The 14,382-nt window shown below is 72.0% G+C and carries 14 protein-coding genes; 9 read left to right on the top strand and 5 right to left on the bottom strand.

Annotated features, from left to right (window positions below):
* Positions 1-62: 62 nt before the first annotated feature.
* The 3 genes from OG472_RS10895 to OG472_RS10885 all read left to right on the top strand — a co-directional run bounded on the left by OG472_RS10895 (position 63) and on the right by OG472_RS10885 (position 2,351).
* Complete coding sequence (locus OG472_RS10895) at positions 63-215, top strand: SCO1431 family membrane protein (protein ID WP_327412804.1); 153 nt, start codon at positions 63-65, stop codon at positions 213-215.
* A gap of 99 nt (positions 216-314) precedes the next feature.
* Complete coding sequence (locus tag OG472_RS10890; protein ID WP_405829230.1) at positions 315-1,031, top strand: TetR/AcrR family transcriptional regulator; 717 nt, start codon at positions 315-317, stop codon at positions 1,029-1,031.
* Between the two features lie 147 nt (positions 1,032-1,178).
* On the top strand, positions 1,179-2,351 hold the full coding sequence (locus tag OG472_RS10885) for an acyl-CoA dehydrogenase (RefSeq protein WP_401609571.1): 1,173 nt from the start codon (positions 1,179-1,181) through the stop codon (positions 2,349-2,351).
* Between the two features lie 987 nt (positions 2,352-3,338).
* Here OG472_RS10885 and OG472_RS10880 read toward each other — a convergent pair.
* Positions 3,339-4,046 (bottom strand): 2-phosphosulfolactate phosphatase, encoded by a 708-nt coding sequence (locus OG472_RS10880; protein ID WP_405941357.1) that lies wholly within the window; start codon positions 4,044-4,046, stop codon positions 3,339-3,341.
* 173 nt (positions 4,047-4,219) lie between these two features.
* Here OG472_RS10880 and OG472_RS10875 point away from each other — a divergent pair, with 173 nt between their 5' ends.
* Both OG472_RS10875 and OG472_RS10870 read left to right on the top strand, forming a co-directional pair.
* Positions 4,220-5,353 (top strand): hypothetical protein, encoded by a 1,134-nt coding sequence (locus OG472_RS10875; RefSeq protein WP_405829226.1) that lies wholly within the window; start codon positions 4,220-4,222, stop codon positions 5,351-5,353.
* A gap of 15 nt (positions 5,354-5,368) precedes the next feature.
* A complete protein-coding gene (locus OG472_RS10870) occupies positions 5,369-6,460 on the top strand; it encodes a phosphotransferase family protein (protein WP_405829224.1) in 1,092 nt (363 codons plus the stop codon).
* 34 nt (positions 6,461-6,494) lie between these two features.
* Here OG472_RS10870 and OG472_RS10865 read toward each other — a convergent pair whose 3' ends face one another.
* Positions 6,495-6,956 (bottom strand): hypothetical protein, encoded by a 462-nt coding sequence (locus OG472_RS10865; protein WP_401609584.1) that lies wholly within the window; start codon positions 6,954-6,956, stop codon positions 6,495-6,497.
* Between the two features lie 217 nt (positions 6,957-7,173).
* On the opposite strand from OG472_RS10865, the gene OG472_RS10860 reads away from it, so the two are divergent.
* The 4 genes from OG472_RS10860 to fxsA all read left to right on the top strand — a co-directional run bounded on the left by OG472_RS10860 (position 7,174) and on the right by fxsA (position 11,136).
* Positions 7,174-7,614 carry an Lrp/AsnC family transcriptional regulator gene (locus tag OG472_RS10860; RefSeq protein ID WP_030011705.1) on the top strand — a complete coding sequence of 147 codons (441 nt, stop codon included), beginning with the start codon at positions 7,174-7,176 and terminating at the stop codon, positions 7,612-7,614.
* A gap of 126 nt (positions 7,615-7,740) precedes the next feature.
* Entirely contained in the window at positions 7,741-9,360 is a 1,620-nt protein-coding gene (locus OG472_RS10855) for an amidohydrolase (protein WP_401609585.1), read from the top strand.
* A gap of 329 nt (positions 9,361-9,689) precedes the next feature.
* Complete coding sequence (locus OG472_RS10850) at positions 9,690-10,475, top strand: polyprenol monophosphomannose synthase (RefSeq protein ID WP_401609587.1); 786 nt, start codon at positions 9,690-9,692, stop codon at positions 10,473-10,475.
* A 67-nt stretch (positions 10,476-10,542) separates the two neighbouring features.
* Entirely contained in the window at positions 10,543-11,136 is a 594-nt protein-coding gene (gene fxsA / locus OG472_RS10845; protein ID WP_401609590.1) for an FxsA family membrane protein, read from the top strand.
* Between the two features lie 109 nt (positions 11,137-11,245).
* Here the strand turns inward: fxsA and OG472_RS10840 are convergent, their stop codons facing one another.
* The 3 genes from OG472_RS10840 to OG472_RS10830 all read right to left on the bottom strand — a co-directional run bounded on the left by OG472_RS10840 (position 11,246) and on the right by OG472_RS10830 (position 14,182).
* Positions 11,246-11,620 (bottom strand): RNA polymerase-binding protein RbpA, encoded by a 375-nt coding sequence (locus tag OG472_RS10840; protein ID WP_007262928.1) that lies wholly within the window; start codon positions 11,618-11,620, stop codon positions 11,246-11,248.
* 313 nt (positions 11,621-11,933) lie between these two features.
* Complete coding sequence (locus OG472_RS10835; protein ID WP_405829222.1) at positions 11,934-13,343, bottom strand: MFS transporter; 1,410 nt, start codon at positions 13,341-13,343, stop codon at positions 11,934-11,936.
* A gap of 68 nt (positions 13,344-13,411) precedes the next feature.
* On the bottom strand, positions 13,412-14,182 hold the full coding sequence (locus OG472_RS10830; RefSeq protein WP_401609593.1) for a glycerophosphodiester phosphodiesterase family protein: 771 nt from the start codon (positions 14,180-14,182) through the stop codon (positions 13,412-13,414).
* Between the last annotated feature and the right edge of the window lie 200 nt (positions 14,183-14,382).

The following is a 14,382-nucleotide window of genomic DNA, read 5'->3' as shown; positions in this document are numbered from 1 at the left end:
GTGCCACCACGTGACCATCGTCATCTACCGCGAAGGCCGCGAACGCTGGCACATTGGACATCATGACTGCCGACAGCGCCGCCCCGACCGCCCCCGCCCTGGACCTCGTGCGCACCGGAGGCCCCAAGGACGACTCCTCCTGGCTGGAGCACGTCCTCGGCTGGACCCTCGTGGTCGTCGTCGCCATGTTCGTCACCCAGGTCGGCTGGCTGTAACCGCATCCGCCCCGGGCGAGGCCGCCTGCATCCTCAGTACCGCCGGTAAGTGCTGCCATACTTCGGGCACGTTGTGGCGGTTCGAGGCTGGGGCTGAATTTGGATAGTGGTCAACAGCGGGGTGCGACCGGGCGTTCGCAGGTTCGCCGGGCCGAACTCATAGCGACCGGGCGCAAGTTGTTCGCCGACACCTCGTACGACGCGCTCTCCGTGGACGACATCGCCAAGCACGCGGGCGTCGCCAAGGGCTTGATCTACTACTACTTCAAGAGCAAGCGCGGCTACTACCTCGCCATCGTCGAGGACTCGGTCGCCGAGCTCGTCGCCCGCGCCGGCGGCGACGCGGACCTCCCCAACGCGGAGCGCGTCCGCCGCACCATCGACGGCTACCTGCACTACGCCGAGCATCACCGCGCCGCCTACCGCACCATCGTCACCGGCGGCGTCGGCGCAGACGCCGAGGTGCTCGCCATCCGCGACGCCGTCCGCGAGGAGCTGGTCGCCACCATCGCCGAAGGCGCGTACGGGCACCGCGCACTCCCGCAGGTCGCCCGGCTCGCCCTCGTCGGCTGGCTCTCCTCGGTCGAGGGGGTCACCCTGGAATGGATCGGCGGGCTGGGTGGGATCGGTCGGCCGGGCGGGATCGACGTGGTGGGGCAGCCCGATCGCGCCGAGCTCGGAGCCCTTCTCGTGCGCCAGCTGCGCGCGACACTGACGGTGATCGAGGAATTCGTCCCGGAGTGTCCGGCACCTCCCGCTACCGAAGGACCGTTCGGTCAGCGTGACGATCTTGCCCCGGTGACGGGAAGCCCCTGATCGGGCATACTCAAGCCGCCGCAGCCGCTGAACAGCCCATTCCGTGATCCGGGAGGGCACCATCGGCTGTGAGAGCACCGAGACCCGGCGGCGCGTCCCACACCTCACGCGTCGCCGCCGTGCCCTATCAGGGAGGAGAGCGCCGCCATGACAGACCGCGCCCCGCAGCCGGTGGACCGTCAGCTGCCCACCGAGGAGTCCCGCGACCTCCTCGCCCTCGTCCGCGAGATCGCCCAGCGGGAGATCCGTCCGAAGGCCGCCGAGGAAGAGGACTCCGGGAGGTTCCCCCGCGAGGTCTTCACGCTGCTCTCCGAGGCGGGGCTGCTCGGCCTCCCGTACCCCGGCGAGTACGGCGGCGGCGAGCAGCCGTACGAGGTCTACCTCCAGGTCCTGGAGGAGCTGGCCGCGGCCCGCCTGACCGTCGGCCTCGGCGTCAGCGTGCACTCCCTGGCCTGCCACGGCCTGGCCGGCTACGGCACCAAGGAGCAGCAGGGCGCGCACCTGCCCGCGATGCTCGGCGGCGGCCTGCTGGGCGCCTACTGCCTGTCCGAGCCGGCCGCCGGCTCCGACGCCGCCTCGCTCACCACCAAGGCGGTGCGCGACGGCGACGACTGGATCATCACCGGCACCAAGGCCTGGATCACCCACGGCGGAGTCGCCGACTTCTACACCGTCCTGGCACGGACGGGCGCCGAGGGCCCCAAGGGCATCACCGCCTTCCTGGTCCCCGGTGACGCGGAAGGCCTGACGGCGGCCGTGCCCGAGAAGAAGATGGGCATGAAGGGCTCGCCCACCGCCCAGCTGCACTTCGACGGCGTACGGGTGCCGGACGCGCGCCGGATCGGCGAGGAGGGGCAGGGCTTCACCATCGCCCTGGCCGCGCTGGACGCGGGGCGTCTGGGCATCGCCGCCTGCGCCATCGGCGTCGCCCAGGCGGCGCTGGACGAGGCGCTCACGTACGCGCTGGACCGCAAGCAGTTCGGGCACCCGATCGCCGACTTCCAGGGGCTGCGCTTCATGCTGGCCGACATGGCCACCAAGATCGAGGCGGGGCGCGCGCTGTACCTCGCAGCGGCGCGGCTGCGGGACGCGGGCAAGCCGTTCTCCCGCCAGGCGGCCATGGCGAAGCTGTTCTGCACGGATGCGGCGATGGCGGTCACCACGGACGCGGTGCAGGTCCTCGGCGGCTACGGCTACACCGCGGACTTCCCTGTCGAGCGCCTGATGCGCGAGGCGAAGGTGCTCCAGATCGTGGAGGGCACCAACCAGATCCAGCGCATGGTCATCGCCCGCCACCTGGCGGGACCGGAGACCCGCTGATCCTGGCCGCCCGGGGCGGTCGTGGGGCGGGGGCGGTGCGGGGCCGTTGCGGTGCGGGGCGGTGAAGGGCCGCGAACGGCCGTGAAGCCGTGAAGGGCCGTGCGGGTCAGTACAGCCCGCTGCTCGTGGTGGGCCAGACCGGGGAGGACGTGAGCCGGGACCATTCCGGGTCGCGCCGACCGGGCAGGGTGCGGCCGGCATCGGCCCACCGGGCCAGCAGCTCGCGGTAGATCGGCGGATCGGGAGCCTGTTGCTGCTGTTGCTGTTGCTCCCGCTGGTGGGGATGCTGCCGCTGAACCGATTCTTCGAATCCCGGCGGCGTCGGCCGACGCCTTCGGCCGGTTGAAGACTGAAGCATGGTCATGCACGGCCAACGCGGGAGCGAAGGGCCGGGTAATCGCCCCCGGGGTACGGGTATCCGTTCGAGCCGTCCCCGGGGGGTCGGGGGCCGGGGGTCGGGCGTTCGGGGGATCGGAGAGGTGCTGGGGGTTTTCCGTCGGTCTCATCGTCTTCCGTGTCGGGCCGGTCCCTCAAGGGCGCTCCTTCGTCGCGTCGCTGCGCGATGGCCTGCGGCCACCCCTGACCGACCGTCCCGCCACGGAAAATCGAAGACAGCCGGGAAAGCCCGAAAGAACGGGCCGGGCGATCGAGGCAGGGACGGGCGCGTCGGTGACCGCCGGCCCCGGTCAGGGGGCGCATCAGGTCGCTGCGCACATCGCATTGCTCGGCGGCTGCCGGCCGTCTGGAGCTGGGTACGAGCCGCCTCTGATCGGTGCGCGGTACGCGAGGCTTGGCGGCTGCCGGCCGTCTGTGGGCCGGGCATAAGCCGCCACCGATCGGTGCGCGGTTCGCACGGCTCGGCGGCTGCGAGCCGTGCCTGGTGGCCCCTCTCGGATTCCCCGGCAGGGCAGGGCACCGAGGGTCGCGTCGGCCGGAACGAGGGGCTCCCCGCCCGCCGAAGCGGGATGACCGAAGAGTGGCAGCAGGTCAGCCGGCGTCGGCTGATCCGGCGGGCGCCGCGGCGGGACGCAGCACGGTCAGAGAGTCTTCCTGGCGGGCGACCATCGCGAAGGAGAACCTGTCCAGCTCCAGGCGCAGGTCGACATCGTCGGGGTGAACACCCTGGTATCCGCGTTGCACGCCGTCGGCAAGGTCGGCGGCTGCCCGGGAGGTCCTCGCGCGGTGGAGATACGGGGCCGCCTCGGCATCGCCTCCGGCGAGATGCTGGCCGATGTATTCAGCGCAGGCCAGGTCCTCGGCGGCCTGGCCGTCGTCGCCGGCGACGACGAACGTCACCGGCCCGGAACCCTCGGTCTTCAGGAACCGCGCTGTCGCGCCGGCCACGACGAAACTCGCGCACAAGACCAGCGGCGCGCTCGCGACGGCCAGCGCGCCGACGGTTCCTGCCGTCGTCTTCTGCACCACCGTGCGACCGGTCAGATCGAGCGACCTGATCAGACCGGGTGAGTTCACCGCGTCGAAGCCCGGTGCCGGAGCGCCGTCCTTCAGAGCCAGCCAACCCGGACGACCCTCCTTCAAGGCCAGTGCCTCACCCTCCGACGCGGCCAGGACGATCCTTTCGGCGCCACGTGAGAACGCCCAGGCAGCCACGGTGAAGGCCCGCATCACGTCTACGACGACCGCAACGCGCGGAACATCGTTCAGCTCCGGAATACCGACGAAGCGATGGTTCATCCCGCCATTCTCGCGGAGGCCCGCATCGCTGACTCCGACAGGCCTGACGGCAGGGCGGCGTGGTGTGCCGGGGTGTCAGAGCGTGCCAGAAGGGTGGTCCTGGGTGGCGTTTCTGACGTACCGTCATATTCGCCTGAGCCGCCCCCCGAAGTCGTCCGTCCAGGAGGTCCGCCATGTCCGCCGACCGGCCCGTCGCCCTCGACGAGTACCCCATCCACCAGGCCCCCTTGTCGATGAAGCACCTCGTCAGCGGCGACCGCAACGCCTACGACCGCTGCATCTTCCACGTCTTCGACCATGCCGGCCGTGCCGTCCTCATCCTCGGCCTCGGCGTCTACCCCAACGCCGGGGTGATCGACGCCTACGCCACCCTCCGACTCGGCGACGAGCTCCTCGCCGTCCGGGCCTCCGATGCCTTGACGGATGATCGGATGAACCTCTCGGTGGGGCCGCTGTCCATCACCGTCGACGTTCCGCTCAAGCGGCTCACGCTGCGCTGCGCGGCGGACCCGGCAGACCCGGACGGGCTCTCGTACGACGTCACCTGGACCGCCGAGTTCCCCGCCGTCTGGGAGCCGCACCACGTCCAGCGGCGCGGCGACCGGCTCATGCTGGAGGGGCGCCGCTTCGTCCAGGCCGGTGGCGTCAGCGGGGTCATCCGGGCGAAGGGGGAGGAGTTCGTCCTCACGCCGGGGGAGTGGACCGGTACCCGCGACCGGAGTTGGGGGGTGCGGCCGATACCCGGTGAGGACGGGGGGAGGGCGGCCGAGGAGTACCGGCCCGAGGGCTTCCACTGGCTCTGGATCCCGGTCCGCTTCGAGGACCGCTTCGTCATGGTCATCGCCCAGGAGGACGCCGACGGGCACCGCACCCTCAACGAGGCGGTGCAGGTCTTCCCCGAGGGCAGCGGCCGCCACGACGTCCAGCTCGGCTGGCCGCACACCGAGATCCGCTACCGGCCGGGCGGCCGCCACCCCGAGCGGGCCGTCGTCCATCTCACCGACCCGTCCCGCAAGCCCCTCGAACTGGGCGTGGAGATCCTCAACAGCTCGCCGCTGGCCGTCGGCGCCGGCTACCCGCCCGCCGGCGACTGGCAGCACGGCACCTGGCAGGGGCGCGGCTGGACCGACCGCCGCACCTACGACCTGTCCGACCCCGCGGCCCACCCCATGGCCGCCTTCGGGGTGACCGACCACTCGGCCCGCTTCACCCTCGACGGGCAGACCGGCCACGGCATCTTCGAGCACGGCAGTTTCGGCCGCCACGACCCGAGCGGCTTCACCGACTACTCCTCCGTCGCCCAGTAGGAAAGGGGATCGACCATGGCCACCGCACCACGCCCGCGCACTTCCACCCGGGAGCCCGAAGAGCTCGGCCGGCGCCTCGCCGTCTGGCTGGACGGCAGGCTGCCCGGAGCGAAGGTCACCAACGTCTCGGTCCCCGGATCCAACGGGATGTCCAGCGAGACCCTGCTCTTCGACATAGAGCACCCCGACACCCCGCTCCGCGCCTGCGCGCTGCGGCTCGCCGCCGACCCGGCCGCCTACACCGTCTTCCCGACGTACGACATGCCGCGCCAGCACCGGGTGATGCGTCTGGTCGCCGAGCACACGGACCTGCCCGTCCCGCGGGTGCAGTGGCTGGAGGAGGATCCGGGGCCGCTGGGGGCGCCGTTCTTCGTGATGGCCCGTGCCGAGGGCCGGGTCCCGCCCGACGTCATGCCGTACACCTACGAGGGGAACTGGCTGCACGCCGCGACCGACGCCGAGCGCGCCGGGCTCCAGGAGGCGAGCATCTCGCTGCTGGCCCGTCTGCACGACCAATTCCCGGCCAAGGAGGCCGAGTTCCTCCTGGCCGCGGGTGAGGGGAGTCCCCTGCGCCGGCACGTGGACGGCCAACGCGCCTACTACGCCTGGGTGGTGGGCGGACTCGCCCCGTCCCCGCTCATCGAGCGGGCCTTCGCCCGCCTGGAGGAGCTGTGGCCGGCGGACGAGGGCCCCGCGGTCCTCAACTGGGGCGACGCCCGCATCGGCAACGTCATCTACGACGGTTTCACGCCGGTGGCCGTCCTGGACTGGGAGATGGCGGCCTGCGCCCCGCGCGAGGTGGACCTCGGCTGGACCGTCTACCTCCACCGGTTCTTCCAGGACCTGACCGTCGGTTTCGGACAGCCCGGACTGCCGGACTTCCTGCGCCGCGAGGACCTGGAGCGCCGGTACGCCGAACTCACCGGCCACACCCCGCGCGACATGGAGTTCCACACCCTCTACGCCGCCCTGCGGCACGCCATCGTGATGCTGCGCATCGCCTACCGGCAGGCGCACTTCGGCGAGGTGGAGATCCCCGCGGACCCGGACAGCCTGATCCTGCACCACGCCAGCCTGGCCGCCATGGTGCAGGGAACGTACTGGTAGGGGTCGGAGCAGGGGCGGGACGCCCGGGCGGTGGTCAGGCCGCCTGGGCGTGCTGCTGCCGCGTCTGCGCCTGCGGCTGCGGGAGCACCGGGCTCACCACGCGGACCGGACGCGAACCCGGGCCGCCCACGTGCGAGAAGGGCTGCGTCCGCCAGTCCAGGCCCTGGGGCAGGGTCGACAGGACGACGGAATCGAGCTCCGTGGCCTCCACCGGCTGGATCGCGCCGACGGTGGGCAGCGCGTCCGTGGCCGGCCGCCCGGTGCCCGCGCACACCGTGAGTCCGAAGGGGTTCCACGGGGTCAGGCAGAGCGCGTGCTGCGGCAGGAACTCCTCGTCCGCGACGAGGGCGATCGACTGGCCGCAGTCGGGGCAGATCGCGTGGTGGATCTCGAATCCGTCGAGGTCGTCCGGGTATTCGGCGTACGAGCCGTCCTCGGACTCGAGCGGTTCCAGGGGCTCCGGTTCGGTGCGACCGGCGCGCTTGGTGTTCAGCATGGATGTACTCCCCCTTGGGTGGGCCGGGCGGGCAGGTTCTACGGCCTCGGCCACAGCAAGCACTTCCCGTCGAGCGTCACGAGTAACCACATCAGACCGGCCTGCGCCTGCATACCCCTGTGGCCTTGGTCACATGCCTGGCGCAGATGCCTCCAGTGGGCGGACACCACTGGGCTTGGAGTGCCCTTGGGCCTTAAGTTGAGCGGCTATGAGCGCAATGGAGGAGCTGGACCGCCAGATCGTGGATCTGCTCGTACGGGACGGGCGGATGAGCTACACGGATCTGGGCAAGGCCACGGGACTGTCCACGTCGGCAGTCCATCAGCGAGTACGCCGTCTCGAGCAGCGCGGGGTGATCCGCGGGTACGCGGCCGTGGTCGACCCGGAGGCCGTCGGCCTGCCGCTGACGGCGTTCATCTCGGTCAAGCCCTTCGACCCGAGCGCCCCGGACGACATCGCCGACCGGCTGGCCGGCGTCCCCGAGATCGAGGCCTGTCACAGCGTCGCGGGCGACGAGAACTACATCCTCAAGGTGCGCGTCGCCACGCCCCTGGAGCTGGAGGACCTCCTGGGCCGGCTGCGCGCCCTCGCCCACGTCTCGACGCGCACGACGGTGGTCCTGTCCACCCCCTACGAGGCCCGCCCGCCCCGCGTCTGATCCTTCCGCGTCCCCTGCACGACCCGGCCCCGCCCGGCGGAGGGGCGGGCCGGGGAACGGCGGCCCGCAGGGGCCGCCCCGCACCCGCGTCCATGTGCGCCCGGCGAACACGCGAAACTTGTCCCCATGACCGAGCGCGCGACACCCGCCCCCACCGACCCCACCCGCACCGTCCTCCTCCGCGGGGGCGAGGTCCACAGCCCCGCCGACCCCTTCGCCACCGCGATGGTCGTCGAGCGCGGCCGCATCGCCTGGGTCGGCTCCGAGGGCGCGGCCGACGCCTTCGCGCAGGGCGTGGACGAGGTCGTCGACCTCGGCGGGGCGCTCGTCACGCCCGCGTTCACCGACGCCCACGTCCACACCACCTCCGCGGGACTGGCCCTCACCGGGCTGGACCTCAGCGGAGCGCGGTCGCTGACGGCCGCGCTGGACCTCGTACGCGCGTACGCCGCGAGCCGGCCGGCCGACCGGGTGCTCCTCGGGCACGGCTGGGACGCGGCCCGCTGGCCGGAGCGCCGGGCGCCGCGCCGGGCCGAGCTGGACGAGGCCGCCGGCGGCCGACCGCTCTACCTCAGCCGCATCGACGTCCACTCGGCGGTGGTCACCACGGCCCTGCTCGACCTCGTCCCGGCCGTGCGGCCCGACGGGGACCAGCCGCTGACCGCAGACGACCACCACGCCGTACGGCGGGCCGCCCTGGCCGCGGTCACCCCGGCCCAGCGCGCCGAGGCCCAGCGGGCCGCCCTCGACCGGGCCGCCTCCCTCGGCATCGGCTCCCTGCACGAGTGCGGCGGGCCCGACATCTCCTCCGCCGAGGACTTCACCGGCCTGCTCGCCCTGGCCGCCGAGCGGCCCGGGCCGCGCGTCTTCGGATACTGGGCCGACCGGGACCTGGAGCTGGCCAAGGCGCTCGGGGCCGTCGGGGCGGCCGGTGACCTCTTCGTCGACGGCGCCCTCGGCTCGCACACCGCCTGCCTGCACGCCCCCTACGCCGACGCCTCGCACACCGGCACCGGCTACCTCGACCGGCAGGCCGTCACCGAACACGTGGCCGCCTGCACCGAGGAGGGCCTCCAGGCCGGTTTCCACGCCATCGGCGACGCCGCGATCACCGCCGTCGTCGAGGGCGTCCGGGCGGCCGCCGAGAAGGTCGGCCTGGCCCGGGTCCGCGCCGCCCGGCACCGGGTCGAGCACGCCGAGATGATGACGCCCGCCGCCATCGCCGCCTTCGCGGAACTGGGGCTCACCGCCTCCGTGCAGCCCGCCTTCGACGCGGCCTGGGGCGGCGAGGACGGCATGTACGCCGACCGGCTGGGCGCCGAGCGCGCCCGCACCCTGAACCCGTACGCGGCCATGCTCAAGGCCGGCGTGCCGCTGGCCTTCGGCTCGGACGCACCGGTCACCCCGCTCGACCCCTGGGGCACGGTCCGCGCGGCCGCGTTCCACCGGACCCCCGAGCACCGCATCTCCGTACGGGCCTCCTTCACCGCCCACACCCGGGGCGGCTGGCGGGCGCTGGGCCGCGACGACGCGGGGGTCCTCGTACCGGGCGCCCCGGCCGACTACGCGGTCTGGCAGACCGGCGAACTGGTGGTCCAGGCCCCCGACGACCGGGTCGCCCGCTGGTCCACCGACCCCCGCTCGGGCACCCCCGGACTGCCCGACCTGACCCCCGGATCCGCACTGCCGGTGTGCCTCGCCACCGTCGTCGGCGGGCGGGAGGTATTCGTACGCCCACAGGGGTGATCCGGTGTGCCTCGGTTCGGTACGGGCGGTCGGACCCGGATAGGTTCGGCCGGGTCCACCACAGGACGTCCGTGCCGGACGGATCCGTCTGCTCAGCGCGCCCGCGCCTCGGGGGCGAGGGAAGGTTTCGCCGGTGAGGGCACCCCCAGTGGCAGTTGGGGGAGGGTGGCCCCGGGTCGGGGCCCGGCGGTCCAGTAGACAACGGTCACGGTGGCCCGCAGCCAGCGGGCGTCTGACCGGCCCGAAGGACCGCGGGCCCCGATCACTGTTCTAAAGTCATCCTCTGCGACCAGACGTACAGGACGTGCAAGCGCACAAAAGGGGACTCAGTGAGCGACGGCGGACAGCGGACCTACGGGCCGCTCGGTACGGCCTTGGTGATCATTCCGACCTACAACGAGGCGGAGAACATCGGGCTGATCGTCGGCCGCGTCCGCGCGGCGGTGCCCGAGGCCCACATCCTGGTCGCCGACGACAACAGCCCCGACGGCACCGGCAAGCTCGCCGACGAGCTCGCGGTCGGCGACGACCACGTGCACGTGCTGCACCGCAAGGGCAAGGAAGGGCTCGGCGCGGCCTATCTGGCGGGCTTCCTCTGGGCCCTGGACGCCGGCTACGGAGTGATCGTCGAGATGGACGCCGACGGTTCCCACCAGCCGGAGGAGCTGCCCCGCCTGCTCACCGCACTGGCCGGCGCCGACCTGGTCCTCGGCTCCCGCTGGGTGCCGGGCGGCCGCGTCGTCAACTGGCCCAAGAGCCGGGAGATCCTCTCGCGCGGCGGTTCGACGTACTCGCGGCTGATGCTGAACGTCCCGATCCGCGACGTCACCGGCGGCTACCGCGCCTTCCGCCGCGAGACCCTGGAGGGCCTGGGCCTGGAGGAGGTGGCCTCCGCGGGCTACTGCTTCCAGGTCGACCTGGCCCGCAGGGCGGTGCAGAAGGGTTTCCGCGTGGTGGAGGTGCCCATCACGTTCGTCGAGCGTGAGTTCGGCGACAGCAAGATGAGCAAGGACATCGTGGTCGAGGCGCTCTGGCGGGTCACCCAGTGGGGCCTCAAGGCCCAGGCGGCCAAGCTGCTGGGCAAGGACGGCGGCAAGCCCGACTCCAAGCGCTGACCCCTAGGGGCGGTCCGGTACCTCCGGCTGAGGACACTTTTATGCGGCCCCAGGCACACTGGTTGGTATGACGACCGGCACTGGATCCCTGCGGCCGGGGACCTCGACGGCCCCCCGGCGGCGTTCGCCCGCCCGAACCTTCCTCCCCCTGGCGATCGCCGCCTGGCTGATCCTGGAGATCTGGCTGCTCACCCTGGTCGCGGACGTGGCCGGCGGGCTGGGCGTCGCCGCGCTGCTCGCGGGCTCCATGGTGCTGGGCGCCGTGGTCATCAAGCGGGCCGGGCGGCGCGCCTTCAAGAACCTGGCGGACACCTTCCAGCAGGCCCAGCAGGGGCAGCAGCCCGCCCCGCAGCAGCCCGGCCAGGGCAACGGCCTCACCATGCTGGCGGGCCTGCTCCTGATGATGCCGGGTCTGCTCTCCGACGTGGCGGGACTGTTCCTCCTGCTGCCGCCCGTCCGGGCCTGGATCGGCCGCCGTGCGGCCCGTTCGCTGGAGCGGAAGATGGCCTCGGCCCCGGCCGGGAGCTTCGGCGACGCCTTCCAGCAGGCCCGCATCCACTACCCCGACGGCAAGATCGTCCAGGGCGAGGTCATCCGCGAGGACCGGCCCGGGGGCCCGGGCGGCCCGGACACGGGCCACCGCCCGCCCCTGACCCCGTAGAACAGACCCCGTAGAACACCGGCCCGACCGGGCAGAGCGCAGGAGAAAAGCCGAGGGGCCCCGCCACACTGTGTGGCGGGGCCCCTCGGCTTGTGTATCCGTCCGGCTGTCAGGCGGACTTGCGGCTGTCCCGCGGATGCACGGCAATGTTCATGGCGCCGGAACGCAGGACTGCAAGCCTTTCGGCCAGCACTTCCTCCAGCTCCTCGCGGGTGCGTCGCTCCATGAGCATGTCCCAGTGCGTTCGCGCAGGCTTGCCCTTCTTCTCTTCGGGCCCGTCCCCGTCCACCAGGAGTGCCATGGCGCCGCACGCCTTGCACTCCCACTCCGGCGGAATTTCTGCCTCAACCGAGAACGGCATCTCAAATCGATGTCCGTTCTGGCATGCGTACTCCACCGCCTGGCGCGGGGCCAGATCGATGCCGCGGTCCGTCTCGTAGCTGGTAACCACGAGGCGCGTACCGCGGAGAGCTCGCTCACTCATGAATCGTGCCTCCCGGGCTTGTCGCCCACAGGACAGGTGTCGCTGTCGTCGTCATCCGGTCAACGTCCGGTCGGCGGTATAGATTCCCGCTCCGGGTCGTGCGTCGCCCGTCGTGCCGCCCCTTGTTGTACCCACCAATGCCCGTTTTGTCACATCTGGCAGCAGATGTCACCCAACGTCCACGCATCTTTAGCGCGCAGTAACGGTCCGCCTGGCAGGCCAAAGGCGTACACTACCGGCCCTTTGCTTCAACGTCTAAATTCGTTCGGAATTCGTTCGTGGATCCGGGCCGTGCGCACTCGCGGACCCGCTCTCAGATCCGCTCCGGTACAGGATTGCCTGCCGCTTCCACCGCGCGCCGCACCGGCACTCGCGCCAGGAGCACGAATCCCAGTGCGAAGAAGGCCACCAGCGAGATGATCGCGTCCCGGTAGCTCCCCGTGAGCTGGTAGGTCAGGCCGAAGACGAGCGGACCCACCCAGCTCAGCCCGCGGTCGCTCATCTCGTACGCCGAGAAGTACTCGGCCTCCTTGCCCGCCGGCACCAGGTGAGAGAAGAGCGAGCGCGACAGCGCCTGGCTGCCGCCCAGCACCAGTCCGATCATCGCGGCGAGCGCGAAGAACCACACCGGGGTCCGGGCGGGCAGGAAGTATCCGACCGCGAGGGTCACGCCCCACGCGGCCAGCGAGCCCAGAATCGTCCGCTTGGCACCGTAGATCCGCGCCAGGCGGCCCATCCCCAGCGCCCCGGCCACCGCCAGGACCTGCACCAGCAGCACCGCCCCGATGAGGGTGGACTGGTCCAGCTCCAGCTCCTCCGAGCCGTAGATGGAGGCCTGGGAGATCACGGTCTGCACGCCGTCGTTGTAGATCAGGTAGGCCAGCAGGAACGACAGCGTCAGCGGGTAGCGCCGCATGTCCTTCAGGGTGGCGACGAGCTGCTTCCAGCCGCTGACCGCCGGCCCGGCCCCCGGCTCCCGGACCACGGCCCGGTCCCGCAGCCGGCGCAGCGGGATCAGGGCGAAGGCGCCCCACCACAGGCCGGCCGAGGCCAGGCAGATCCGTACGGCCATGCCCTCGGTGAGGCCGAAGGAGTCGTGGCCCATGTAGAGCACCAGGTTCATCACGAGCATCACGGAGCCCGCGGTGTAACCGAAGGCCCAGCCCCGGGAGGAGACGGTGTCCCGCTCGTCCGGCGTGGAGATCTGCGGCAGGTAGGCGTTGTACAGCACCATCGAGACGGACAGCGAGGCGTTCGCCACGATGAGCAGCAGCCCGCCCAGCAGGTAGCGCTCACCGCCCAGGAAGAACATCCCGGCCGTCGCCGCGGCGCCGACGTAGGCGGCCACCGCCAGCAGCGGCTTCTTGCGCCCGGTCCGGTCCGCCGCGGCGCCCACGAGCGGCATGAGCAGCACGGCGAGGATCACCGAAGCCGACACCGAGTAGGCGAAGAAGGATCCGGCCCGCACCGGGATGCCCAGCGGGTGGACGAAGCCCTCGGCGTCCGCGGCGGCCTTGGCCACCGAGGTCAGGTACGGCCCGAGGAACACGGTGAGCACGCTCGCCGAGTACACCGACACGGCGAAGTCGTAGAAGTACCAGCCCCGCTGCTCGCGCTTGCGCGCGGCCGTCGCCGCAGCGCCCGTCGCGGCCGATCTGCCGTCCTCGGCTCCCGGTTCCGCTGGTTCCGCTTCCTCGGTCGTCCTGCTGTCTTCCGCGCTCACCTGGTGTCCCCCTCGCTGGTCCCCGTACCGCAGCGGCCCCCGTGCCCGCGCGGCGGCCGAGGAGCGTGTCAGGCCCAGGCCCCGCGCCGGTCCAGCACCGTGCGCAAGATGTCGATCCGGTCGGTCATGATGCCATCGACACCCAGGTCGAGGAGAGCCTCCATACGTTCCGGTTCGTTCACGGTCCACACGTGGACCTGGAGGCCCCGCTCGTGCGCGGTCCGCACGAAGCGCCGGTCGACCACGCGGATGCCCGCCTGGGTCTCCGGCACCTGCGCCGCCACCGCGCCCACGCGCAGCGCCGCCGGGATCGCGTACGAGCGCAGCCGCAGGCCGAGCACCCCGCGTACGCCGTACGAGGTCGCCAGCCGGGGGCCGGCGATCTTCTGGGCGCGGGCCACCCGGCTCTCCGAGAAGGAGCCCACGCAGACCCGGTCCCAGATCCCGGTCCGCGCGATCAGGTTGACCAGCGGGTGCAGCGCGGACTCGGCCTTGATGTCGATGTTCCAGCGGGCGTCCGGGAACTCCTCCAGCAGCTCCTCGAAGAGCGGCAGCGGCTCGGTGCCCGCCACGCGCGCCTCGCGGACCTGCTTCCAGGACAGCTCGGCGATCCGGCCCCGGCCGTCGGTGACCCGGTCCAGCGTGGAGTCGTGGAAGGCGACGAGCTTCCCGTCGGCCGTGGCGTGCACATCGGTCTCGAAGTACCGGTAGCCCGCTTCGGCGGCCCGGCGGAAGGCGGCGGCGGTGTTCTCGAGCCCGTCCGCGGCACCTCCCCGGTGAGCGAAGGGGATCGGAGCCGGGTGGTCCAGATACGGATGGCGAAGGCGTACGTGCGTCACGGCGGCAGTATCCCCCGGGACGTGAGTGGACGGTGGTACGCGAGGTGAACGGCGGACGGGGCGCCGCCCGAACCGGTCCCGCCGATGGTCCTCCGGCGCCCCTCCGGTGTCCCACCCGGCGCCCCGAAATGACACCCCTGGTGCAAGTGGACTGGCACGTGACAGGCTGTGCCCGCAGACATCAATCCAATCCCGGCTAC

Source organism: Streptomyces sp. NBC_00207 (assembly GCF_045160965.1).
Taxonomy (GTDB): Bacteria; Actinomycetota; Actinomycetes; order Streptomycetales; family Streptomycetaceae; genus Streptomyces.
Note: the sequence above shows the minus strand (reverse complement) of the source record. Positions and strands in the feature narration are given on the sequence as shown.